General features: G+C 38.8%; 22 protein-coding genes. 9 read left to right on the top strand and 13 right to left on the bottom strand.

What is annotated here, in order from left to right; translation table 11 throughout:
* Positions 1-42: 42 nt before the first annotated feature.
* Positions 43-867 (top strand): 2,3,4,5-tetrahydropyridine-2,6-dicarboxylate N-succinyltransferase, encoded by an 825-nt coding sequence (gene dapD / locus FCN25_RS16770; RefSeq protein ID WP_137226554.1) that lies wholly within the window; start codon positions 43-45, stop codon positions 865-867.
* Between the two features lie 128 nt (positions 868-995).
* On the opposite strand, the gene FCN25_RS16765 is transcribed toward dapD, so the two are convergent.
* The 6 genes from FCN25_RS16765 to FCN25_RS16740 all read right to left on the bottom strand — a co-directional run bounded on the left by FCN25_RS16765 (position 996) and on the right by FCN25_RS16740 (position 7,906).
* Positions 996-2,891, bottom strand: a complete 1,896-nt coding sequence (locus tag FCN25_RS16765; RefSeq protein WP_137226553.1) for an HD domain-containing phosphohydrolase — start codon at positions 2,889-2,891, stop codon at positions 996-998.
* Between the two features lie 303 nt (positions 2,892-3,194).
* Positions 3,195-4,064, bottom strand: a complete 870-nt coding sequence (gene purU / locus FCN25_RS16760) for a formyltetrahydrofolate deformylase (protein WP_137226552.1) — start codon at positions 4,062-4,064, stop codon at positions 3,195-3,197.
* Positions 4,065-4,295: 231 nt separating this feature from the next.
* Complete coding sequence (locus FCN25_RS16755; RefSeq protein ID WP_137226551.1) at positions 4,296-5,774, bottom strand: PTS transporter subunit EIIC; 1,479 nt, start codon at positions 5,772-5,774, stop codon at positions 4,296-4,298.
* Positions 5,726-6,190 (bottom strand): flavodoxin, encoded by a 465-nt coding sequence (locus FCN25_RS16750; RefSeq protein ID WP_137226550.1) that lies wholly within the window; start codon positions 6,188-6,190, stop codon positions 5,726-5,728. The genes FCN25_RS16755 and FCN25_RS16750 overlap by 49 nt, the downstream gene beginning before the upstream one ends.
* 328 nt (positions 6,191-6,518) lie before the next feature.
* Positions 6,519-7,319, bottom strand: a complete 801-nt coding sequence (gene truC, locus FCN25_RS16745; RefSeq protein ID WP_254693788.1) for a tRNA pseudouridine(65) synthase TruC — start codon at positions 7,317-7,319, stop codon at positions 6,519-6,521.
* 224 nt (positions 7,320-7,543) lie between these two features.
* Positions 7,544-7,906 (bottom strand): YqcC family protein, encoded by a 363-nt coding sequence (locus tag FCN25_RS16740; RefSeq protein ID WP_137226548.1) that lies wholly within the window; start codon positions 7,904-7,906, stop codon positions 7,544-7,546.
* Between the two features lie 48 nt (positions 7,907-7,954).
* Between FCN25_RS16740 and FCN25_RS16735 the strand changes: the two genes are divergently transcribed.
* Together FCN25_RS16735 and FCN25_RS16730 are read left to right on the top strand one after the other, a co-directional pair.
* Positions 7,955-8,968: a DUF3549 family protein gene (locus FCN25_RS16735; RefSeq protein WP_137226547.1), complete on the top strand. Its 1,014-nt coding sequence runs from the start codon at positions 7,955-7,957 to the stop codon at positions 8,966-8,968.
* On the top strand, positions 8,965-9,351 hold the full coding sequence (locus tag FCN25_RS16730; RefSeq protein ID WP_137226546.1) for a DUF3301 domain-containing protein: 387 nt from the start codon (positions 8,965-8,967) through the stop codon (positions 9,349-9,351). The genes FCN25_RS16735 and FCN25_RS16730 overlap by 4 nt, the downstream gene beginning before the upstream one ends.
* Before the next feature lie 83 nt (positions 9,352-9,434).
* Here the strand turns inward: FCN25_RS16730 and FCN25_RS16725 are convergent, their stop codons facing one another.
* The 4 genes from FCN25_RS16725 to FCN25_RS16710 form a co-directional block, all read right to left on the bottom strand.
* Positions 9,435-10,142, bottom strand: coding sequence for a hypothetical protein (locus FCN25_RS16725; RefSeq protein WP_137226545.1), 708 nt, complete (start codon positions 10,140-10,142; stop codon positions 9,435-9,437).
* Positions 10,143-11,157: 1,015 nt separating this feature from the next.
* Complete coding sequence (locus tag FCN25_RS16720; RefSeq protein WP_137226544.1) at positions 11,158-12,423, bottom strand: Nramp family divalent metal transporter; 1,266 nt, start codon at positions 12,421-12,423, stop codon at positions 11,158-11,160.
* A 1,338-nt stretch (positions 12,424-13,761) separates the two neighbouring features.
* On the bottom strand, positions 13,762-14,070 hold the full coding sequence (locus tag FCN25_RS16715) for a DUF962 domain-containing protein (protein WP_137226543.1): 309 nt from the start codon (positions 14,068-14,070) through the stop codon (positions 13,762-13,764).
* A gap of 184 nt (positions 14,071-14,254) precedes the next feature.
* On the bottom strand, positions 14,255-14,884 hold the full coding sequence (locus FCN25_RS16710; RefSeq protein WP_137226542.1) for a GNAT family N-acetyltransferase: 630 nt from the start codon (positions 14,882-14,884) through the stop codon (positions 14,255-14,257).
* Between the two features lie 174 nt (positions 14,885-15,058).
* Here FCN25_RS16710 and FCN25_RS16705 point away from each other — a divergent pair, with 174 nt between their 5' ends.
* Entirely contained in the window at positions 15,059-15,289 is a 231-nt protein-coding gene (locus FCN25_RS16705; protein ID WP_137226541.1) for a DUF2789 domain-containing protein, read from the top strand.
* A gap of 40 nt (positions 15,290-15,329) precedes the next feature.
* On the opposite strand, the gene FCN25_RS16700 is transcribed toward FCN25_RS16705, so the two are convergent.
* The gene (locus FCN25_RS16700; protein ID WP_137226540.1) at positions 15,330-15,713 is read right to left on the bottom strand and encodes a DUF3192 domain-containing protein; all 384 of its coding nucleotides are present in this window, start codon (positions 15,711-15,713) and stop codon (positions 15,330-15,332) included.
* Between the two features lie 156 nt (positions 15,714-15,869).
* Here FCN25_RS16700 and FCN25_RS16695 point away from each other — a divergent pair, with 156 nt between their 5' ends.
* Positions 15,870-16,211 (top strand): hypothetical protein, encoded by a 342-nt coding sequence (locus FCN25_RS16695; RefSeq protein WP_137226539.1) that lies wholly within the window; start codon positions 15,870-15,872, stop codon positions 16,209-16,211.
* A gap of 3 nt (positions 16,212-16,214) precedes the next feature.
* On the top strand, positions 16,215-16,988 hold the full coding sequence (locus FCN25_RS16690) for a Zn-ribbon-containing protein (protein WP_137226538.1): 774 nt from the start codon (positions 16,215-16,217) through the stop codon (positions 16,986-16,988).
* 64 nt (positions 16,989-17,052) lie between these two features.
* On the opposite strand, the gene syd is transcribed toward FCN25_RS16690, so the two are convergent.
* Positions 17,053-17,703 carry a SecY-interacting protein gene (gene syd, locus FCN25_RS16685; protein WP_137226537.1) on the bottom strand — a complete coding sequence of 217 codons (651 nt, stop codon included), beginning with the start codon at positions 17,701-17,703 and terminating at the stop codon, positions 17,053-17,055.
* Positions 17,704-17,757: 54 nt separating this feature from the next.
* On the opposite strand from syd, the gene queF reads away from it, so the two are divergent.
* Together queF and FCN25_RS16675 are read left to right on the top strand one after the other, a co-directional pair.
* Entirely contained in the window at positions 17,758-18,615 is an 858-nt protein-coding gene (gene queF, locus FCN25_RS16680; RefSeq protein WP_137226536.1) for an NADPH-dependent 7-cyano-7-deazaguanine reductase QueF, read from the top strand.
* Between the two features lie 422 nt (positions 18,616-19,037).
* Positions 19,038-20,561, top strand: a complete 1,524-nt coding sequence (locus tag FCN25_RS16675) for a S10 family peptidase (protein WP_137226535.1) — start codon at positions 19,038-19,040, stop codon at positions 20,559-20,561.
* A gap of 207 nt (positions 20,562-20,768) precedes the next feature.
* On the opposite strand, the gene FCN25_RS16670 is transcribed toward FCN25_RS16675, so the two are convergent.
* Complete coding sequence (locus FCN25_RS16670) at positions 20,769-21,704, bottom strand: LysR family transcriptional regulator (RefSeq protein ID WP_167496022.1); 936 nt, start codon at positions 21,702-21,704, stop codon at positions 20,769-20,771.
* A gap of 139 nt (positions 21,705-21,843) precedes the next feature.
* Between FCN25_RS16670 and FCN25_RS16665 the strand changes: the two genes are divergently transcribed.
* Positions 21,844-23,835: an alkyl/aryl-sulfatase gene (locus FCN25_RS16665; RefSeq protein ID WP_137226533.1), complete on the top strand. Its 1,992-nt coding sequence runs from the start codon at positions 21,844-21,846 to the stop codon at positions 23,833-23,835.
* The last annotated feature ends 55 nt before the right edge of the window (positions 23,836-23,890 follow it).

Raw genomic sequence — 23,890 nt, 5'->3', positions numbered from 1 at the left:
TAAACAATAATTTACGTAATCATTTAATATCAGGAGAAAACAATGGAGGCTTTACGTCAACGCATTGAAGCTGCATTCGAAACACGTCAAGACATCTCACCTGCAAGCGTAGAACCAAGTGTTCGTGCCGATGTGGAAACCGTGATCAATATGCTTGATAAAGGCCAAGCACGCGTTGCTGAAAAAATTGACGGTGAATGGCATGTTCACCAGTGGCTAAAAAAAGCGGTACTACTGTCTTTCCGCATTTTTGATAATGCCATGATTGAAGGTGGAGACACCAAGTATTTCGACAAAGTCCCACAGAAATTCAGCAGCTATGACGAAGCTCGCTTTAAAGCTGAAGGCATTCGAGTGGTACCACCAGCAACGGTTCGTAAAGGGTCATTTATCGGTAAAAATACCGTATTGATGCCATCTTATGTGAACTTAGGTGCTTATGTTGATGAAGGCACTATGGTCGATACATGGGCAACCGTGGGGTCGTGTGCACAAATTGGTAAGAACGTACATTTATCTGGTGGTGTGGGCATTGGCGGCGTATTAGAGCCGTTACAAGCAGGACCAACCATCATTGAAGATAATTGCTTTATTGGTGCTCGCAGCGAGATAGTTGAAGGTGTTGTCGTTGAAGAAGGCAGTGTGATATCAATGGGCGTTTACATTGGTCAAAGCACCCGAATTTTTGATCGCGAAACCGGTGAAGTACATTACGGTCGTGTTCCAGCAGGCTCGGTTGTCGTGTCAGGTAACCTACCATCTGCTTGTGGCAAATACAGTTTATATGCTGCGATTATTGTTAAAAAAGTTGATGCGAAAACCCGTGGTAAAGTGGGTATTAATGAACTTTTACGTATCGTTGATTAATTTTATAATCCGACGGTAAAAGTAATAAAAAAGGCTCTTTGGAGCCTTTTTTATTACCATAAGCATTATGAATTTATGAGTATAATAATCAATCGGAACAGCATCATATTAGTAACCTCACAATGGCATTATCTATTAAGCAATGCTGCGGCTAAAATCCGCCATGTCAACATACCAACGACTTGTTGCTTGTCATTATGAACAATCAAATAGCTAGCATTAGTTTTTTCCATCATCAATTTGGCATCATGCAAAATGGTATGATCAATAATCATATTCATTTTATGCACCATCACTTGATGCACTCGTTTCTTAAGCAAACTTCTATCAACCGCGCGCTCTGCTGTAGTATCTAAAAAAGGGCTGTGCCAAAAAGCTAAAACATTACTGTCAATAACGCCAATTGGACTACGTTCTTTTTCCGATAAAACGACAGCCACATCCATTTTCGCTTTTTTAATCATGGATTCAGCGTGTTCAAGAGTATGAAACTCTTCAAGAAACACCACAGGTTCTAGTGGTAAGCCACTGACATATTGCTCTTCTTTAAAATCTTCAACAGCCAAAATTTCAAGACAAGTATCAACAATAACCTCATCGTACTCTTTGCCTCTGCCTTTAAGTAACTCTTGGGTTAACACCTCCATTCCAAGTGAAGGTCGATACGGTCGATGACTGAGAATAGAATCTGCAACGTCAGCCACTGCAATGATTTTAGCTTCAAGTATAATGTCATCAGCTTTTAATCCTTTGGGGTAACCAGAGCCATCTAAGCGCTCATGATGTTGAAGGATCATTTGCTTGATAGGCCATGGGAACTCCACTTCATCAACGATTAATGCACCATGCTCTGGATGCTGCTTAATTAGACCAAATTCAGCATCACTTAACCGCGACGGTTTAGATAAAATCTCGCTTGGAATCGCCAGTTTGCCAATATCGTGGATCAACGAACCCAATTTTAATCCTTCCAAAACGGCGGGTGTTAAGCCCATTTTTTCACCAATAAGATAACTTAACTGTGCGACTGACTTTTGATGCCCTGCGGTGTATGCATCTTTAAGCTCAAGCGCTCCAGAAATAGCTCCAATTAGCTGTACGAGAATCGATGTCATCTTCTCTTTTTGGGTTTTAATAATACTCGACTGCCTTGAAACAGCCTTCATCGTTCGAGGTAATTCGACACTGTGCCACAAAATAGTAGCAAAAATACTTAACGATTTGGTATCAACTTGAGTGTAGGGTTTATCTCTATTACCTACACCAATAATGCCGACTATTTTATTACGATAATGAATAGGAATGCACAGGTGATTTTTAAAAGCGAAAAAACCATCCTCTTGAGTTTTATTTGTAATCAGTTCAGTTAAATCATTATGAATAACTGCTTTACGAGTCTTTATGGTTTCAGTCCAAATACCAGAATCAGCTTGATAAGTTTGTTGCTTTGAAATATTAAAGTAATCTTCTACACCATCATTCCAAGCTGTTTTGGTTATTCGGTTATTCTTTTCATCAAAAATATGTACATAACCCACTTTTGATTGTGTTAACGACAGACCTTGTTTTATAGCAGTAGTAAAAACCACATCACCACTCGCATTAATCACTTCTTCAATTTGGTGAAGCCAATCATCACTAGACTGAATCGCCTGATGATAATCAGGGTGCAACTCTGTTAACCAGGCTTTATCCAACTCTATTTCAATGACTGTAATACACCAGTTTTCATCACTTTCTTCTATAGGGATTAAGGTAGCTTGTAATGCATGCCCTTTGTCGTCAACAAAGTTGATAACATGGTGAGTTTGGCGTTGGTTAAAATCGATATCGTTCAATTTAAGGGCTGAAAATGCATTTAGAAGTGGTTGCTTCAAAATAGTAACAATGGGTTTATTTACTAATTTATACAGTGACTCACTCAGCTTAATTAATTCAAGCCTACCGTTAACAATTCCCCAGCAAAGTCCAACTGAATTAGGTAATTCTGCTGGTTTTAAGAAAAAATCCTTTTTGAGTACCATTCTGAGTCCTGTTGAATAATTCGAATTTAACTGATAGCTGAAACGTTTTCATATATTACATTCATTGCTACTGAAAATGTTAACTCTGACATATTAGAAAAAACACAATATGAATGAATTAAACAATATCATTGATGAGTGTAAAACCTTATTAATAGGCTGCAAGCAGAACATTTCTCATACTTTTAACTTACAAGTATTGATTTACTTCTATCGACCCAAACAGAGAATATACAAGGGTAACAAACCTTAGTGTTACCCTACTTAATTTAAAGCGACATACATTACACCGTATCAAATGGTTTAAAATACGACTGTCTTATTGCCATAAACAATAACTTGCTCATTTAATACTAATTGCAACGCTTTACTTAATACGCTTTTTTCTACATCACGACCGTTATGAGCTAATTCTGCTGCGCTAAAGCTGTGATCTACCGAAATAACATCTTGTTTAATAATAGGTCCTTCATCAAGATTATTATTAACAAAATGCGCCGTTGCACCAATAATTTTAACGCCACGATCCCACGCTTGCTTATACGGTGAAGCACCAATAAAAGCAGGTAAAAATGAATGATGAATATTAATAATTTTATCTGCAAATGCAGTCACAAATTCTGGCGTGAGTACTCGCATATATTTTGCTAGTACCACAAAATTGGGATCATATGGCTTAATCACTTTAAGCATAGCTTGTTCATGCTCTTGGCGACTTAATCCTTCATGACTGACAAAATGAAATGGAATATCAAACTTTTCAGTTAATGGCTGCAAAACATCGTAATTACCTACTACTGCTGCAATTTCAACATCTAAACCACCATAATAGGACTTCATTAAAATATCACCCAAGCAATGAGCTTCTTTTGTCACCATGATCACGATACGTTTTTTACCCATATCGACTAGTTTCATATGATTTTTTGCAGGTAACACATCACGAAGTTCACTCAACAAACGTTCATCATCAAATTGCCCCTCAAGTTCAGCACGCATAAAAAAGCGTCCTTGAGCATGGTCAACAAATTCGGTATTTTTAATAATATTGAGCTGATTGGCAAAACATACGCCGGTAATTTTTGCTATTAACCCTTTAGCATCGACACAATCGGTAATTAATACTTTGCGTTGTAGTTGGCTTGGATCGGTTTTTATGGATTGATGACTCACGCTTACGACTCCTCTTTAACGACTATGTATGAGTGTGCCATTGAAAAGGAAATTTAGGTGATGTTTTTTAATGATAAATACTCATAAATGCTAAAAAAAATTCAATTTAAGCACAAAAGCTTAAAAACAGAGTAGATACGAAAAAATGGTATATGTTTCATCGTTAAAATGAGTTTGAAAAAATAGATTTTCGAATTATAGCAATAAGTAACACCGAGTTAATCAATGCTGTTATCGACGTGAATCGAGGTACTTTTGCAGTAATTTACGCAAACTTTCGGCTTTAGTACCATAGACGACTTGCACCCCTTTCCCCATTACCACAACACCTTTGGCCCCCAAACGCATCAACCGAGCTTTATCAATTAAATTAGCTTGGTTAACACTAATTCGTAAACGGGTTAAACAGGCATTAATTTCAATAATATTGTCACGCCCACCTAAGGCCGCAATCATCGCTCGCAGGCTTTCTTTAGGCTCAGCAGGTAAATCTGTTTGCTCTATTCGACCAGGAGTTTTCAAATTGAACGCTAAAATGCTAGCCCTGAAAATAGCATAATAAATTAATCCAGTAAGTGGCCCAAGTATCCAAATCCACTGAGTATTTTCTGAGCGTGAAAACAGTAATGTGAAATCAACTAAGCCATGTGAAAAGACAATACTATGGTGAATACCAAGCAAAATACACACGCTATAAGCTATTCCTGTCAACAAGGCATGCACGATAAATAGAATCGGAGCAACAAACATAAATGCGAATTCAATGGGCTCTGTAACCCCCGTTAACCAACTTGCCGTAGCCGCAGATAACATAATTCCTGCTACCCTGTTACGTTCGGGTTTATCTGCGCAACGCCAAATTGCCAGTGCAGCGGCAGGTAACCCCCACATTTTGATTAAGTATCCCCCTGCGAGATTTCCCGCCAACGGATCGCCGGCTAAATAACGTGCCACTTCTCCTCTGACCACTGTACCTTGATTAATATACTGCCCCACTTCCAAATAAACTGGGGCATTCCAAATATGATGCAAACCTAGCGGAATGAGTAAACGCTCAACAGTGCCATACACCCCAAAGGCAATAGCAGGATCTTGATAAACAGACCAATCAGAAAGGTGCTCAATAACAGTCGATAAAGGAGGCCAAACATGTACTAATAAGTACGCCAATACCATAGACAGGGGAATAACAAGAATAGGGGCACTGCGACGACCTTCAAAAAATGAAAATATAGCAGGTAATTTTACATGATGACTGAGATTAACAGCTAAACAAGTGATAGCGCCAACTAACATACCACCTGCGATACCAGTATCAATGGTTTGCATGCCCCATAATGGTCGAGATACCAAACCATAAATATTTGTCAGGGCCCCCATGGTAGATAAAAACACCCCAAAACCAAATACTGCGGAAAACGCCGCAATCCCTTGATCACGACAAAAACCAATGGCTACAGCAACACTAAACAACAAAGGCATCATGGTAAAAACCAGATTACCTACAGCTGACAGCACAGTATTTAATTCAGTTGGAATAAAGGGCAACGGATTAACCGTTATCCCCAACATCAACCCTGCTGCAGGTAAAATAGCAATAGGTATAAGCAACGCCTGACTGAGGCGCTGGGCAAATTTAAACCACTGTTGTGTAAAAAGGCTTACGCTACGCTTACCGATGTGACGGCGTTGTGCCAACTGGCTATCCATGTTTTAGCTTCTATTTCCGGTTCCATTGTTTCACAGGCATCAATTTCTAATCGCTCAGTAAGCGGCTTTGCGCCAAGCTCAGCTAGCAACTCATCAAACTTTTTTATCGCTCCACAAAAGGTTTCATAACTTGAATCACCTAGCCCTATTAAGCTGTATTGCAATGCTGGTAAATAAGGTGCTGCGGATTTAAGTTCATTAAACCACGGAGCAATATCTTCAGGTATATCTCCGTGTCCCGTGGTTGATGACACTATAATTAAAAATTCGTCTTGAGGAGGTACAAAATCTAATAATTCATTAGGTTGCCAAAGCTTAGTTGTAAAACCTAATTTTGCAATCGCCTTAGTCACTGTTTCTGCAGTAAATTGAGCGCTACCATAAACGGTACCAAAAACAACATTGACCTTTTTCATGGTATACTTTCCCCTTAATTGTAATACGATATAAAATACCTTGAGTCTTAGTAACTTACCTTACTGTATTCCTTGAGTCTCTCGCAAGTATCTTTTATGGTGTGATTAAAGTTGATATGACCAACCCTAGTTGGCTCAATGTGAAATAGCGCAATAACGGAACCATGACCATGCGACAAGTGAGCAGAAAGCGGAAACTCAAACTACAACATAAATTCGCCCATATACGCCGCAACTACTACTTCCGTATAGAACAAAAGCAGCAGAAACTCATACCCAAAATCCCTGAGTTTGAAAAGCTTAAAGCTTTACTTGCTGACCATATGGACTAACTTAATAGCATGCTTGGCTCAGATGATAACTGATCATCATCCCAACCGAATTCCTTGAAAATAGTTAACCACTCTAACTCAAGCTCAGTTTCTATGTGCATCGGTTGTTGCGTTACCGGATGTATAAACTGCAGACTTTTTGCAATCAACCACAAACGATTAATCGCAAAATGTTCACGGAAAAATTTATTTTGCTTGCCGTCACCATGCGTGGTATCTCCAACGATTGGATGACGCAAATGTGCCATATGACGACGTAATTGATGTTTTCTCCCAGTATGAGGGCTTAATTTTATCAATCCATAACGGCTAGAAGGATAGCGGCCTGAACTAAATGGTATTTCTGTATTCAACAACGGCTGATACTCTGTCACGGCTTCTTGAGCAGCTTTGTTGGGATCAACATGCTTATCACCCAAATCATCAAACTCTTGTTTTAGGGCATAATCTAAAGTGCCAGATTCATGCATATTGCCACGAACTATCGCTAAATAGTGCTTCTTAATACAGTGATTGGCAAATTGCTCACATAACAATCGAGCCACTTCGCTGGATTTAGCAAACAGCAGCACGCCAGATGTAGGTCGATCAAGACGATGCACAGGAAAGACATGACAACCCACCAAATCTCGAGTCATCTGCATAGCAAAAAAACGCTCTCTACGGGCTAAATAACTGCGATGAACTAATAAACCTGCGGGCTTGTGAATAGCAACGATATGCTCGTCTTCAAATAGTATGTCGATATGGGGAGGGTGTAAATCATCGTCTAATTCGGTATCTGTAGTAGAGGGCATGTCAATGTCTTCTGAGCTTATTGGCTCACATAAGTCATCGTTATCTAATGAGTATTCAGCATCGTTATCTTTTGAGATCATGTTTATCACTTTACTTATTTGTATTGGCTAAATCTATATTGGTTTAGTTTATAGGCACTTAATTTATATATACTTAACTTATATAGATTTCATTTTTATAGTATTTGTTGGTATTAATGTCATCAAGTGGCGCGGCAGTACTCTTAACGCTGACTAAGCTCAGCATCAAATTGCTGCAACTGAGCAACCATAATGGTGCCATGGGGCATACTTTGCCAAACATGTTCTGCCATAGGAGCCAAGGCCATATTGGTCGGCAAAGGTTGTTGTAGCACTACAAGCTCAGTCATCTTGGGAATAAAAATAAATTGTAACCATTGCTCAAATGCCATTACATCACAGCAAAATGGCGCAGTACTGACCATCGCAGTTTCAGGAGGTGGTGTTTCAGACCAAAGATCATAGGCCTTAAGCAATTGTTCTAATTTAATTAAATGATTTTTGCTGGTTAAATAAAGCATAAAAATGAACGACAATATCAAGGCTAAGTCCGAATATGATATCATTTAGCGGATTGAATACCCATCCAACTTCTTTGATTTAGTGACAACACAATGACCGAGATAACCACCTTAAGCCAGTTTCTGACGACCGCTAATACTCAATTCCAAATATACGATTTAGGTCGCCGGGTGCAACATATCGATATGTTAGCATTTCAGCAAATCGACTCTTTACTGGCACCATACCCTTATCCAATTCAAGGCCATGCACAGTTTGCTATTGTATTTTGGCAGCAACAACAATTACCGTATATTTGGTTTGTAAAATTACCTTTAGATGAACAAGGTTTGTTATCACCTGCGCCGCGAACTCAATTTATTAAGATGATTTTAGAAGCCCTCGGTCGTAATCCAACCCAAACATTAACCGATGAACAGCAAGAGCAATTAGCCAATCATCCTTTTAGTTTTAAACCTAATCAACATAAATTGGCATTATTTAATGCACTAGTTAGGCTTCAACTTGGTCAACCGGCATCGAGTCAATATGAATTTGCGGCACAGTATTTATCAGGTCAAGCAACACCAGACACGTGGCCACAGCTTGGTTTGCAGGGATTAGCTGATATTTGTGTTCGCGCAGATCAATTTAACCATCTTGATGACATCACCAATGCGCTTAATAACGCGCCAATAGAAGTACAAGCTGCACTTTGCCAATGTTTAGAACATATTAATGTCGATAAACGTCTCGCTAAACAGTTATTCGAAAAATTAAATCAAGCCGAAGACCATCTAAAAGTAATGTATTTAGCGGCATTGGCGTCAGATGTTCAATACAGTATGAAAGCGATTAATCATCTCAATGAGCAACAACTTTTAGATGATAATAAGCTCATCACCATTGCAGCACGTAATTGGTTAGCCTTAAAAGATGACCTAACCCGCAAAGGTTATTTAGAAGCATTAGCAAAACAACCTCAGCACTTCTTTAATCAAGTATTTGCTGATATTGTGGCAATACCTAGCTTGCGATCAGGATTATTAGCCGACTTAAGGTATCCTGAAAGAAGTGTTCAATTAGCAACCGCAATTGGCGGATTATTTAGAGCAACCAGCCTATGATGAGTGATTTTTTATTAATTGTTGCTTTAGTCGTGATAGCGGCCTTTTTTTGGCAACTCCGACAAATGGCAGAGTCAAGCCGGACCCTTGCAGAGCAAGCCTGTAAAAAACAGAATGTACAATTACTTGCCATTGCAATGGAATCAGCTCGCCCAAGTGTTGGCGGCAATGCGGGTATCTGTTGGAAAGCCACCTTTATGTTCGAATTTAGCACTGATGGTATCAACCAATATCGAGGCCATATTTTCATGCATGGTAATCGAGTCACAAAAATTGATTGGCCAATATTTCCCGAACCAGAATGGATGGATGCCCCAATGGCCAGTGGTAAATTTGGTGGGTGTGGTAGCAGTAAAAGCTGTGATTCAGGTAAATGCCACTAATTACCCTCCTTTATTAGTCGATGTTGAATCCAAAAAAACGCTATTTTTCAAAAAATAGCGTTTTTTATTGCCACACAATGCAATTAAGTTTGTGGATTGTTGAGGATTTTATAATCGCTGTAGGTAACAGTTTGAACACTGTCGAGTGACTTAAAAATTGCCGCTGTACCCATTATAGTGGTTGATGTATGAGCTGGCATCACTAATCCCTCAAACACATCAAAACTTAACTCTAATTCAAATTTAGTTAAAGTAACTGAAAACGCAGGATTTAACTCGTCAGTATTTCTGATGAGAATTTTACGTAAATGCTTGGATGTTTTATCCAAATAGAGCACGCCTGCTAATACGTTATTGTCTAACTCATCAATATTGGGTGTAAACGTAAATGACATATTATTGTCATCCTCACCGACAAAAACCAATGTCGACAAATCAATTAAATCAGAAAACGCTAATTCATAGCTAGTTTCGTCTTTATCTTCATGCAAATCTTGTTGACGTTCTCGGTATTCAGTTAAGCGCTTTTTACCAGGAGTATCACCATTTTCAGACACCAAACTCCAACGTTCAGTTTCAGGTAAGGATGCATTGAATTGTTCAATACGTGTCATGTCTGGCATCACTGTTTGCTGTGAATACTGCCAAAGCACCTTGGTACCGTCATTATTACTATTGAGATCGCTGAACGCTTGATCAACCCATTGTTGTTGTTCTTCGCTCACGACTGCATTGGCGTTATAGCAAAAGAATGAAAAACCAACCAATAGTGCAACTTTAAACCCTTTCATGCTATCTCCTTATACAATGGTGAGTTAGATATTGTGTACTTTAATGAAGTAATCAAACCCTGCACATAGGCACTTTACAATTTGACAACATAACCACCATTAGTTCCGCCGATACTGAAAAAAAGCCAAAAGAAAGGCCACGACAGTAAATGCCGTGGCCTCTTTGTTTCTTGTTAAGCTTTCCTGCTATAACTGTGCTCCCTGCACCATCCATGCGTATCGCTTGCGTCCTGCTCTATCCTTGTTCAATCCTTGATGTTCCATGTACATAAAGTACTTTCCTTCTTACTCGATTATCCTTTTACCGAGCCTGCTCTATCCTGAGCGTGTCCTTATATCATCCATGGAATTCTTACTTTATCCTGTCGCAAATCATTTGCGTAGAATCTTGCATCCATTGCACACTATCATCCTGATAATGTTATTAAACTCACTTAATCCGCTATTGCGTCCATTGAGCAAGTCTACTGTTTCATCCTGAAACTCAAAATCGTCCATTACGTCCATATACTCATGGTCTTCTAGACCTTTTTACTACCTTGTAATATTCCCGTCCTAGGAACAAACAAATAATAATTCATTTACCGTAACGTAAACAGATACCTCAAAATGATTAAAGTCTCTCACAGATACCAAAATAATAAATATTAAATACAATCAACAACTTAAATTTAAACTAGAAATATCAACCATCAAATACGTGATTTGTCTCACACGATTTGTGCGATATATCTCACAAAGCAACAAGCAAAATAGGTAAACATTAAGTTAACTGTTAGCATTTACATAACATTATCATTATCGCTACAGTTAGAAATAGGCTCAAACTATAATTTGGTTAGGATTTGGTTCAGTGGAAATACATCAATATGAGAATAATTAAGCTCAGAGCAAAACAGAAAGCTGGAGAGAAGCCACGCAAATGAGTTTTAGTTAAGTTAGTAATGAACTAAAAACACCAGCAGTTAAACATTTAACAACAATTTAGGTATTGTTGTTTTAATGACTCACATGTTTACAAAAAGCTTGAAAACAACATTATATTTAAAATCGTTAGAATTACGGCAATCGATAACAATAGCAGATTCATTAATGTTGAATTTTTGTGTTTACCCATCACTTTTTTAGATGACGTCAAATAAATTTGCAAAAAAACGGTAATGGGTAATTGAATACTTAATATCATTTGCGAGATGATCAGACCTTTAAATGGGTCTGAAATCAAAAAAATAATCAACGTTGAAATGACTAATATCCCGGCTACCCCAATTTTAGTATGTGTGTTTCTGATGTTATAAGGTTCTTTAAATAGTCCAGCATAAACGGAGCCGCCAGCCATACCGGCGGTAATCGTTGAGGAAATTCCCGCAAACAATAAAGCAATGCCGAAAACAAGAGCAGCCTTTGAACCAAGCATTGGCGCTAAAAGATGTTGTGCCTGCTCTAACTCGGTAACGACTATCTTTTTATCAAAAAATGCAGCCGCCGCAAGTATAATCATTGCACTATTAATAGCCCATCCAATAATCATCGATACTAACGTGTCGGTAAATTCATACCTTAATTGCTTTTTAATAACGGCTTCATCTTCGTTGTTCCATTGCCGACTTTGAATGATTTCTGAATGCAGAAATAAATTATGTGGCATCACAACTGCGCCCAATACAGCCATTACAATCACCATAGAACCATTAGGAATACTGACAGTTACCCAACTTGTTAACGCTTCTGGCCAGTTAATGCTGACAATGCTCATTTCGTATAAAAAAGAAAAACCAATTATCGAAACAAAACCGATTATCAGTTTTTCAAGCTTGGTGTAAGTGTTTGTGAAGAGCAATACAATAACAATAGCGAGAACAATGACAGAGCCAACTACTATTGGTATATCAAAAAGAAGTTTTAGTGCAATTGCACCGCCGAGAATCTCAGCTAACCCGGTCGATATAACCGCGAAAATGCTGGTCAAAAGGATAACTCTAGCTAGATGAATATTTACGTTTTTCATCGCTGATTCGGCTAAGCAATCCCCAGTGACAATGCCAAGATGCGCAACATTGTGCTGTAGTATAATCAACATCAAAGTCGATAATGTCACCATCCACAAAAGTGTGTAGCCAAACATTGATCCAGCGGCAATATTTGAAGCCCAATTACCAGGATCAATAAAACCTACGGTGACCAGCAACCCCGGTCCCATATACTTCAGTACTTCACTAAACCCATGATTATGTTTGCTTTTGTATTCAGGATTCAGTGTAAACAATGACTTGATTTTCATGAAGATTCTGGCTGGCCGTGTAATTACTCATTTGAATTAGACTAAACATTTATCTATTCACTCGCTGGAGGTTGATAGATAGACATCATATTATCCTTGGTTTAAAACCTTATACATTTATTTGATTAACGGTACGCCGTAGGAATAGCATTTAAGTATTTGATAACAATTATAGAAGTAGCAACGTCACACGCTGAAATCCTATTTTATATCAGTCTTTTAGGCAATCATATTGGTAAATAAACTGAGTAGCATACGCTTAACTGATGACAATAGTTCCGTGTAAAAAAGCTATTACAAATGCCCTAAACCAGTTTAATAACCTAGTACAATAACAAATAATACCCCTCGAACGAGTAGAAAAACAATAATTCCTGATGATAATCCGTGAAAAAATTCTAAGCTAATGAATACCTATCCACATCTGAAATAATAAAAATTTGAATTCATAAAGTGGGTACATAAGAGATTGATATAAATAATTTAAAAAGTAAAATTTTGAACGGTGTTATCAGTACGTTTGTTTCTAAACGGTACATTGCCACTTTAAACAAAAATAATTTTGATCATAAAACGAGGCTTAAAACATGAGAGAACAACGCAAGCTAGGTATCAGCCAAATTGTTATGTTGTGAATAGTATTTCGCATAACCCAGCCCCAAAAAACATCCACGTTTGGCCAGAAAGCAAAAGGGCACAACCTTACATAATAAGGTTGTGCCCACTGGCACTTTTGTCAGCAATCCTGCTGATATATTGCTCCCTGCGTCATCCATGTACACCAGCTTCCTGCCGTCCTTTTCCCTGTGCTCATTTCCTTGTGTTTTTAATGTGGCTTACCATTTAAAAATACTTATGAGTGTCATTCCATTGAACAGTCGCTCCATCAACTGAGGGGTAAATCTGTTCAATCCGTTGAACCATCCATGCTGCATCCGGCAGTCCTATCCATATATCCTTGTGTCGACAAATTATCGTCTTCACCCATCCTTGATTCGGCTATCCATTTGCCGAGCTTATGCACTATTTCCTTGAGCGTGTCCTAGTATCATCCTTGATATTCTTAAGCATCATTAGTCTTATTTCTAATCCTAAGAAAACCAACTAATGACCCGCTTTCGATAACAATATAGTAACCTAAAAACGTAATCTTAAAAGTCAGCCAATGCGCTTGAAACAAATATTTTAGTTTTAAAAAAAACTAAAATAAACCTAATGTACTGATTGTAATGAATTTAAAATAAATCGCGACGCCAAATACTGACAACTTAAGATAAAATACCTTACATGCTTGCAAGATATGTCTTACACCAATGTGAGCAAGTTAATCCTACAGCTTTACTTTCGCCATAAACGCATTAGCATTTGGCCAAACATAACCCAATCAGCCCACAAGCTGTATAACGGATAAGTGAATGTTGCAGGCCGATTTTTTTCAAACATAAAATGCCCTAGCCATGCAAAACCATATCCGACTACAGGTAACCACAGCAACTGCCACCAATGGTGGTTAATCAGGGTATTAACCACAATCACCAAAATAATAGTACTGCCAATATAATGTAGCCTTCTACAAACGGGATCTTGATGCTGAGACAGATAAAATGGATAAAACTCTGCAAATGAAGCGAAACGTTTAGGTTCCATTAACTTACTCCTTTATTTGTACCGTTGACCTTTCGAACAAGATGTATACCAAACGTTTTCAATTACAGTATTCAAGCTAGCGCTTTGTTACATAACACTTCAGTGAAACAACCATTCATTACCGCAGAAAGAATCCACAGTTCCATTCAGCTGAACATACGTGTTAGCTTATTCTAACGTTGCCTTATACCTTACTGTAAAACAAAATTTCACCATCAACGTTACCGATACTGACACTAGCAATATTAGTAAATCCTTGTTGTATAAATGCTTGATGATGCAATGGATTACTTACAAACACCCCTATTCCATCAAGTCCTGGTTGTTCATCACACCAACTCAATACCGCTTGAATTAATTTGGCACCATAACCTTTTTTTTGCTCATTAGGTGATAGAGCAATAAATTGTAAAACCCCACATTTTTGAGATGGGAGATGCTCTACGATACACGTTTCCTTGTCCATTAAACCTTGAGTAGATTTCCATCCTGTACCCAGCATCATTTTCAAACGCCAATGCCAATAACGTCCTTCACCCAAAGGCACTTGCTGAGTAATAACACACACAACACCAATTAAACGGTCGCCATCAAATAGACCAATCAAGGGTTGTTCTTGTTGCCATAATTCATTTAATTCTTCGCGAATAGCGGCTCGTAGTTTCTGTTCATATTGTTGCTTGTCATCTTGGCCAAGCACTTCCATAAAATATGGGTCGTCATGATAAGCATTGTAAAGAATAGAAGCCGCAACGCGTAAATCTTCAGCCGTTAAGTAAACTGCACGTATGGTTTCCAAGGTGTTATTGTCCATTATTATTCCTTGTTTTTTGACTCTATAAACTTAACTTAACAAGTTTGAAACAATCTACAAGTTTTGTTTACCCAATTAAGTAATAAAGCCGTTATCAACATCAGTTGTTTGCAATTTAGCGTATCAAGACTGATACTAAAATGGTTTACTTAACCATGACGAGGAATGCTTCAAATGGATACAACATCAAATGATTTAAGCCACTTATTTAAGCAATTAGGCTTACCCAATAATCAAGAGAGCATTAATGACTTTGTTAACAAAAATAAACTTGATAAACATACATTGATGATTGATGCCGATTGCTGGAATTCAAGCCAAAAAGCATTTTTAAAAGAAGAGTTATCTGAAGACGCCCAATGGTCAGAAGTCATTGACCAATTGGACGTGATGATGCGAGCTTAAGAGTAATTTATTGTGAGTGTTAGGTGACACAATTCAATGATTAAATTTGTTGATAGACAGTGTCACCCCAACCCACTAAAACGTCATCTCGAAATACTATTGGCGTACATTCGTCTTTGGTTGTTTTACCATCTCCTTCAGCCCATTGGGTTCGATAAAACAACACTTTGATAGACTGTTCGGCATGGTTTTGAGTTGGCTTAGTATAAGCCTCACTAAAATCAGCAGTGCCCATAACGGTTGTCACTTGATTACTGCTCATCCCCAAAGACAATTTGCTCAACAGATCACGATTTTTATCTTGCTGTTCTTGCCAATAATCGCCACTCTTAGACGATTCATGATCGCCTACACTGATAACACAACCACTTAAGGCTAATGATGTTGCGCCAATTAATCCTGCTGCGATAAGTTTTAATTTCATGTTGCATCCTTTTTGTTAAAATATAATCCACATGTATTTACAGACCTTTTGAACCCAAATAATGCCAAAAATAAGACATTGATTTGTATGGACTTATTTTTAACTCAACAACAATTAGTTAATCTCACACTCTTGAATTAAGGAATTTAGCCAACAATGAGTCCAATTGAACAAGTGCTTGCAGCGGCTAAGTCAATTGCCAACAATGGGCATTCCCCTAGCTTGGCACTGATAAAAGGTCGTTTAGGTAATAGCATTCCAATGCCAGTCCTAATCCAAGGATTACAACAATTTAAAGCACTGCCGAAGTCTGAGTGGCAAAATATACCTGAATTAAGCGATATCCCTTCTACTGAAAGTTTGCCAGCAGAACAATGTGATCCTGTAGTGAAATTACAGCAGCAAGTGAGCGATATGCAGCAACTTATTGTGCAACTCACTCACAGAGTCCACGAACTTGAACAACAAGCCAGCAAAATGAATCATAAGGTTAAATAATCCATGTTTGTTTTTGAACTGCGCTTTGAATGTTTTGCAGATACCACCATTGAGGCAGCAGAAAAAGCTATTAATGGTTTACTTGAGGCTTTGCGTGCCAACGGACAAATATTGGGTCGTGAATTTGCGGTAGCTTTCAACGAAGGCGAATTTAGAGTTCGCTTGTTATTACCTGAAAAAACCAGCCTCGCTAATCGTTATAATAGCCCGTGGGTAAAAATGACATTAGCAGGCTTAACAGCGGCTAAACTATTGGCTCCTAGAGAAAAATTTATCGGCCAAGACATTAATTCTGAAGCCAGCAACAATGACTCTCCTTCGTGGCAAGTCTTGTATACCAGCTATGTGCATATGTGTTCACCGCTTCGTAATGGTGACAACCTGTTACCTATTCCTTTGTATCAACTGCCCGCGACGTTTAATGGCGATCATAAACGCATCATAAAATGGCAAACAGAATGGCAAGCTTGTGATGAATTGCAAATGGCTGCAGCCACTAAAGCAGAGTTTGCAGCATTAGATGAAATCACCCGAGCTGACAGTGACCTATTTAGACGTGGTTGGGATTTACGTGGCAGGATAGAATATTTAACTAAAATACCAACTTACTATTATTTGTACCGCGTTGGTGGTGAGTCTTTAGAAAGCGAAATGAACCGAGCTTGTCCACGTTGCGGTTCACATGAATGGAAACTCAAACAGCCACTTTTAGATATGTTTCACTTTCGCTGCGAACCTTGCCGCATTGTGTCAAATTTATCGTGGGATCATCAATGATCCCAATAAGCATTCAATAGCCGCATCGCTCAACGTCATTGAGAGATGCAGGTTACGGCTATCATTATTTGTTTCCACGCAATGATTGCCACATGCTATTGATCCGCTGCCAGATCCCAGGATGATCGGTAACCGTAGAGGTATCTTCGATAGGTTTAACGGGTGGTTTAACCACGGGAGACAACTGTTCGATAAATTGGCTTAATGATGCTGCAATGTGAGTGCTTTGCTTCTGACCAGGTATTTCTACCCATACACTGCCATCATCATTGTTTACCGTGAGCATTTCATCACCATCACCTAGCACACCGATAAACCAAGTCAGTGGCTGTTTCAGCTTTTGCTTCATGATTAAATGCCCAATTACATTTTGTTGCAAAATCTCAAAATCAGCTTGATTCCATGCTTGGAGTAATTCTCCTTCACCAAAGCTTGAGGTAAACGGCAATGGAGCGGAAAAATATTGACCATAAAATGCATGAATATCAGGGTATAACTGAATATTTAATGCATGTTCAACATTAGTGAAATCTGCTATTTCATCACGTTTAATAGGCTTCCAGAACACTACCTCATCACTATTTTCATCAAACTCACCTTGAATACATATTGACGCTTCGCCCAAAGGATAATAGCGTGGAAATTCAGATAGGGTATCTTGATAAGAATGAAGATAATTTTTTATAAAGCAATCTAATGCAGATGAACAAGACACTTAAGCCACTCGTAGTTTATAATAAAACCATATTTTGACACGGAAACCGATTCGATGACAAACAATCACGACCCTTATAGTGATGCAGCTGCATTAAAAGGCCTAACATTAGGCCATGCAACTGCGTATCAAGCTGAGTATGACGCGTCACTGCTGCAAGGGGTTCCACGAAAACTCAACCGAGATGCATTAGCATTAAGTGGTGAGCTTCCTTTTCATGGCACCGATATTTGGACCGGCTATGAATTGTCTTGGCTTAACGCCAAAGGCAAGCCTGTTGTGGCCATTATGGAAGTTCAGTTAGACATTAACAGTGTCAATTTGATTGAATCGAAATCGTTTAAACTGTACTTAAACAGCTTTAACCAAACTAAGTTTGAAAATGCTGAAGCGGTACAAGATACATTAAGCCGTGATTTAGCAGCTTGCGCTCAAGGAGAGGTAACAGTAAACGTTATCGAACCGAAACATTTCAACCTTGAACGCATTGTTGATTTACCAGGCACTTGTATTGACGACTTAGATATTGAAATCGAAGAATACACCTTTAAGCCCGATCACTTACTAGACAGCACCGACTCAGATAAGAGTGTCGCCGAGACGCTAAATTCTAATCTGCTAAAGTCTAACTGTTTAATTACTTCGCAACCCGATTGGGGCAGCGTAATGGTACGTTATCAGGGGCCTAAAATTGATCGTGAAAAACTGCTGCGCTATTTAATCTCATTCCGCCAGCACAATGAATTTCACGAACAATGCGTCGAACGTATCTTTGTTGATTTAAAGAAATACTGTCATTGCACTAAGTTAACGGTTTATGCGCGTTACACTCGCCGCGGTGGTTTAGACATTAATCCATATCGCAGCGATTTTGAAAACCCGCCAGAGTCAAACAGACTCGCCAGACAGTAACTGTTTGTAAACTCTTTTGCTGTAGACGCTAAGCCTTTATCGAATGATAAAGGCTTTTTTGATTTATCATTATTTTTATACCAACAATGGCAAGTGCATATGGTGTTTCGTTATCAAATTGAAACACCTTAATAAACCAAACATTTAACTAAAGAGCGCTCTCTTCAAGGGTAAATGGATCATCAAGACCACCCTAAACTTAAAAAAGGTAACCACACCAATTCCATTTTCAAGCCATTATGAAAGAACGCCGAGGGTACACATATTACTTCTCGAGACCATTAACGACTCAAACTAAAATTGTGATTCAATATTGCACAATTGTTTACAATATTAGCTCATCTTCCCGCCCCCGTTTAAGCAATCGTTATGCTAATCTGCTAGTCACTCGACAATGACTAATCACTTTAACGAGACCTCTTATGCGCCATTATTTATTCAAAACATGTGTCATCGTGCTCTGCCTGCAAAGTTTTTGCATTTCATCAACGGCTTTCGCCGACGAAATAAGACAAGTTCCCATTGATGAAAAAGTGATCACTGAACATAAAATGCAAATCAATGGCAAAAAAATCTCCTATCACGCAACTACAGGTACTCAGCCAGTATGGGATGACGAAGGTCACCCAACTGCAACCTTGTTTTACACCTATTACCAGCGCACAGATATTAAAGATGACAGTAACAGACCGTTAATTATTTCGTTTAATGGCGGCCCAGGTTCTGCTTCGGTATGGATGCACATTGCCTACACGGGACCTAGAGTATTAAATGTCGACGATGAAGGTTATCCACTGCAGCCTTACGGTGTTAAAAATAACGACTACTCGATATTAGATACCGCCGACATTGTATATGTGAATCCAGTTAATACTGGCTATTCAAGAGTATTGCCTAATGCAAAAGGGAAAATGCCGTCAAAAGATGAACAACAAAAAATGTTCTTTGGCGTAAACGCCGATATTAAATATCTAGCGGAATGGGTTACCACCTTTGTGACACGTAATGAGCGCTGGCGCTCGCCTAAATATTTAATCGGCGAAAGCTACGGAACGGCACGCGTATCAGGTTTAGCTTTAGAGCTTCAAAAAAACCAATGGATGTATCCAAATGGCGTAATTTTAGTATCGCCAACCGATCTCGGCATTGAACGAAACGGACCTGTAAAAGCGGCCAATCGTTTACCGTATTTTGCCGCCGCAGCTTGGTATCACAAAGTGCTTGGGGAAGATTTACTACAACAAGATTTAACCCCACTACTGGCTGAAGTAGAGCAATTTACATTAAATCAATATCTGCCTGCGCTCGCTAAAGGTAGCTTTATTGAACCAGAAGAAAAACAACGTATTGCCGAGCAAGTCGCCCGATATTCAGGGCTAAGTGTCACTGAAGTACTGCAAAGTAATTTAGATATCGATACCAACTATTTCTGGAAAGCGCTTTTGCGTGACCGCCAACAAACCATTGGCCGCTTAGACTCGCGTTATATTGGTATTGATGAAAAGACTGTTGGTGGTCGACCAGACTACAATGCGGAACTGACATCTTGGTTACACAGTTTCACTCCAGCCATTAATGATTACCTCCGCACTGAACTAAATTACAAAACGGATCTAAAATACAATATGTTCGGCCCTGTTCACCCATGGGATAAAAGTAAAGACAATACTGGTGCAAACTTACGCTTAGCGATGGCACAAAACCCATACCTTAATGTCATGATTCAATCAGGCTATTATGACGGAGCGACCAATTACTTTGACGCTAAATATACTATGTGGCAACTTGACCGTAGCGGATTAATGAAACATAGATTGTCTTTTAAGGGCTATCGCAGTGGCCATATGATGTATCTTCGTCATGACGACTTAAAACAATCGAATCAAGATTTACGCGAGTTTATAAAAACAACGCTACCCACAACAGGCCAACCGGCAAAATACTAACCTGTTACAAAGTGAATTAATTGCGTCAACGAGATTATCAATATCGTTGGCGTTTTTATTTGCGCGTCGATTGAGGTTATCGTTCACCAATACACTGAATAGAAATAGATCGAATACATATACTCGTCCAACGTAAATGGCCATCGCTCTAAGTCATAATCTGCAAGAGCTCAACTTTAAATTTGGCTTTTTTGAAGAGCCTCTTTTTTATGAAGGTTTATATGCCTCTTTCATCAATGTCTCAATGGTTTGCCGTAACCAAATACACGACTTATCTTGTGAATGCTTACTCGGCCAAATACTGAATAACTCAATAGGTCGAGTTTCAAACGGCAATTCAAGTAAATTAAGGTTAAATAATTGTGCGTAACTTTGGCTAAATGCGTAAGGCGCAATACCAATGGCATTTGATTTACTGATCAAAGACAACATACTCAATATCGACGACTGTTCACAATATAACGTCCGTTGCGGTAAAGGTTCATTGGAAATAATGTCAGCGACACGCATGTTGTCGCGATGAAAACGATACATGACATGTTCTGCAGCAAAGTAATCTTCACGACTAACACTATTATGTATCTGAGGGTGCTGTTGACGTACAACACAGATAATCCGTTCTTGAGCGACCTTTTGAAAACGAAAAGTTTTGAGTTTTGGAGGAACAATATCAATTAACAAATCAATTTTTTGCATTTGTAAGTCTTGATATTGATCGTCCTCATGCACAGGAGAATTTCGAAAAACCACTCTCACCGTTAACTGAGCTAACGCCTTATCTAAGTGCGGTTGCAGTAAATCAATCACAGCTTCATTAGCATATATGGTAAATACTCGTGAAGAGGTATAAGGATCAAACTCGCTGATCCCCATCAATGTTTGTTCAATAGCATCAAGCATAGGTTGCACCGAATTAAAGATATACAACCCTGTCGCAGTAGGTTCAATACCACGACCAATCCGAATAAATAACTCACAATCTAATGCGATTTTAAGACGATTTATCGCATTACTCACAGAAGACTGGGTTAATGCTAACTGTTCAGCAGCACGAGTAATCGACGATTGCTGACAAACCACACAAAACACCCGTAATAAATTCAAATCTAAAGTTGATAATTTATGGCTCAATTCATCATTCATATGCTTACCTTTATCATCAATACATTTACATTGTGAATATATTATAACCATTTAGCTATAGTTATCTTTTGGTGTTTATTCCTTAAGATAGGTTCATCAAGTTTAAAACCTATATTTTAATTTAACGAGGAATACCACTATGAACAAATCAATCATCGCACTATCAATGATAACAACACTTTCACTCAATGCATTTGCAGCACAACACGAGCACGATCATATAACGGTCGACTATCACGGAAAAGCGGCAACACCTGCTACTATTGCACATAATGCTGCCTTAGCAAAAAGCCTGAATTTTGATGACAAAGTCGCTTTTGAGCGTTTTAGTAAAAACCAAATTGCTGAGTTCGACCAAACAACCGCTGACATTTTACGTGCAGAATTTAGCTTTATCAGTGAACAATTTCCGGACTCGGTTAATCCATCACTTTATCGCCAAGCACAACTCAATATGGTACCCAACGGTTTATATAAAGTGACTGACGGTATCTACCAAATTCGTGGCACTGACTTATCTAATATGACCTTGATTCGTGGTGAAACAGGCTGGATTGTTTATGATGTACTGTTAACAAAAGAAGCCGCAGAGCAATCACTAAAATTTGCTTTTGAACACTTACCTGAAGGCAACAACTTACCCATTGTAGCAATGATTTATTCCCACAGTCATGCAGACCACTTTGGTGGAGCGCGCGGGGTTCAAAACTTATATCCTGACGTGAAAGTGTACGGTTCAAATAATATTACCACAGAAGTTGTAGATGAAAATGTACTGGCTGGTAACGCGATGAGCCGCCGAGCTGGTTATCAATATGGCGCCACATTGGGTAAACACGATCATGGTATTGTTGATGCAGCCTTGGCAAAAGGCTTATCAAAAGGTGAAATTACTTATGTGAAACCAGACTATGAACTTAACCAACAAGACAAATGGGAAACGTTAACGATCGACGGGCTTGAAATGGTATTTATGGATGCCTCAGGCACTGAAGCGGCCAGTGAAATGGTGACTTATATTCCGTCTATGAAAGCGTTATGGACAGGTGAACTCACCTATGACGGTATGCATAACATTTATACATTACGCGGTGCCAAAGTACGTGATGCCTTAAAGTGGTCAAAAGACATCAACCAAATGGTCAATGCATTTGGTCAAGATGTTGAAGTATTATTTGCATCACATTCAGCACCGGTATGGGGTAATGGTGAAATTAATCAATATCTTAAAATGCAACGTGACAATTATGGTTTAGTGCATAACCAATCATTACGATTAGCCAACCAAGGCGTTGTGATACAAGATATTGGCGATGCAATCATGGACACTATTCCGCAACAGGTCAAAGACACCTGGTACACCAATGGTTATCACGGCACATACAGCCACAACGCCAAAGCGGTTTACAACATGTATTTGGGCTACTTTGACATGAATCCTGCCAACTTAAACCCACTACCCACTCAACAAGAGGCAAGTAAATTTGTCGAATATATGGGTGGAGCTAATAATATCGTGAAAAAAGCTAAAGCAGACTTTAGCGAGGGGGATTACCGCTTTGTGGCTACGGCACTCAACAAAGTGGTGATGGCCGACCCAAATAATCAACCTGCCCGAGACTTATTGGCTGACACTTATGAACAACTTGGTTATCAAGCAGAAGGTGCAGGCTGGAGAAATATTTACCTTACGGGAGCCCAAGAGCTACGTATTGGTATTCAGCCTGGCGCACCAAAATCAGCGTCACCAGATGTATTGAGCGAAATGGATATGACAACATTGTTTGATTTTCTAGCCGTTAAAGTGGACAGTATTGCAGCAAATAAATTAGGGGATATAAGTTTAAATGTGGAAACTAAAGCAGCCAAAGGCGAGCCAGCGAACACAGTATTTGTAGAGCTAAGTAATGGTAATTTAAACAATATCATTGTCGAAAAAGCTAAAGCGGCAGACGCAACCTTAACGATTGCAAAATCGGATGTTGTTGATATTTTATTAGGTCAAACAACGCTAAAGCAGTTGCTTGAGCAAGGTAATGCCACCATGACTGGCGACCAAGATGCCTTTAGTAAAATAGCTTCAACGTTAGTTCAATTTGACGAAAATTTTGAAATCGTTCCATTACGTTAATGCTAAACTAGCTCAACTAAACACAATTCAGCCGAAGTTTTGCTTCGGCTGAATT

Source organism: Shewanella sp. MEBiC00475 (assembly GCF_005234075.1).
In the GTDB taxonomy this organism is placed as follows: domain Bacteria; phylum Pseudomonadota; class Gammaproteobacteria; order Enterobacterales; family Shewanellaceae; genus Shewanella; species Shewanella polaris.
The sequence above is the reverse complement of the archived record's forward strand: the minus strand, read 5'-3'. Positions and strand labels throughout refer to the sequence as shown.

Bases quoted from the DNA above. Each gene is read 5' to 3' on its own strand.
- dapD (WP_137226554.1), top strand. From the start codon at position 43: ATGGAGGCTTTACGTCAACGCATTGAAGCTGCATTCGAAACACGTCAA.
- FCN25_RS16765 (WP_137226553.1), bottom strand. From the start codon at position 2,891: ATGGTACTCAAAAAGGATTTTTTCTTAAAACCAGCAGAATTACCTAAT.
- FCN25_RS16755 (WP_137226551.1), bottom strand. From the start codon at position 5,774: ATGGATAGCCAGTTGGCACAACGCCGTCACATCGGTAAGCGTAGCGTA.
- FCN25_RS16750 (WP_137226550.1), bottom strand. From the start codon at position 6,190: ATGAAAAAGGTCAATGTTGTTTTTGGTACCGTTTATGGTAGCGCTCAA.
- truC (WP_254693788.1), bottom strand. From the start codon at position 7,319: ATGCCCTCTACTACAGATACCGAATTAGACGATGATTTACACCCTCCC.
- FCN25_RS16740 (WP_137226548.1), bottom strand. From the start codon at position 7,906: ATGATATCATATTCGGACTTAGCCTTGATATTGTCGTTCATTTTTATG.
- FCN25_RS16735 (WP_137226547.1), top strand. From the start codon at position 7,955: ATGACCGAGATAACCACCTTAAGCCAGTTTCTGACGACCGCTAATACT.
- FCN25_RS16730 (WP_137226546.1), top strand. From the start codon at position 8,965: ATGATGAGTGATTTTTTATTAATTGTTGCTTTAGTCGTGATAGCGGCC.
- FCN25_RS16725 (WP_137226545.1), bottom strand. From the start codon at position 10,142: ATGAAAGGGTTTAAAGTTGCACTATTGGTTGGTTTTTCATTCTTTTGC.
- FCN25_RS16720 (WP_137226544.1), bottom strand. From the start codon at position 12,423: ATGAAAATCAAGTCATTGTTTACACTGAATCCTGAATACAAAAGCAAA.
- FCN25_RS16715 (WP_137226543.1), bottom strand. From the start codon at position 14,070: ATGGAACCTAAACGTTTCGCTTCATTTGCAGAGTTTTATCCATTTTAT.
- FCN25_RS16710 (WP_137226542.1), bottom strand. From the start codon at position 14,884: ATGGACAATAACACCTTGGAAACCATACGTGCAGTTTACTTAACGGCT.
- FCN25_RS16705 (WP_137226541.1), top strand. From the start codon at position 15,059: ATGGATACAACATCAAATGATTTAAGCCACTTATTTAAGCAATTAGGC.
- FCN25_RS16700 (WP_137226540.1), bottom strand. From the start codon at position 15,713: ATGAAATTAAAACTTATCGCAGCAGGATTAATTGGCGCAACATCATTA.
- FCN25_RS16695 (WP_137226539.1), top strand. From the start codon at position 15,870: ATGAGTCCAATTGAACAAGTGCTTGCAGCGGCTAAGTCAATTGCCAAC.
- FCN25_RS16690 (WP_137226538.1), top strand. From the start codon at position 16,215: ATGTTTGTTTTTGAACTGCGCTTTGAATGTTTTGCAGATACCACCATT.
- queF (WP_137226536.1), top strand. From the start codon at position 17,758: ATGACAAACAATCACGACCCTTATAGTGATGCAGCTGCATTAAAAGGC.
- FCN25_RS16675 (WP_137226535.1), top strand. From the start codon at position 19,038: ATGCGCCATTATTTATTCAAAACATGTGTCATCGTGCTCTGCCTGCAA.
- FCN25_RS16670 (WP_167496022.1), bottom strand. From the start codon at position 21,704: ATGAATGATGAATTGAGCCATAAATTATCAACTTTAGATTTGAATTTA.
- FCN25_RS16665 (WP_137226533.1), top strand. From the start codon at position 21,844: ATGAACAAATCAATCATCGCACTATCAATGATAACAACACTTTCACTC.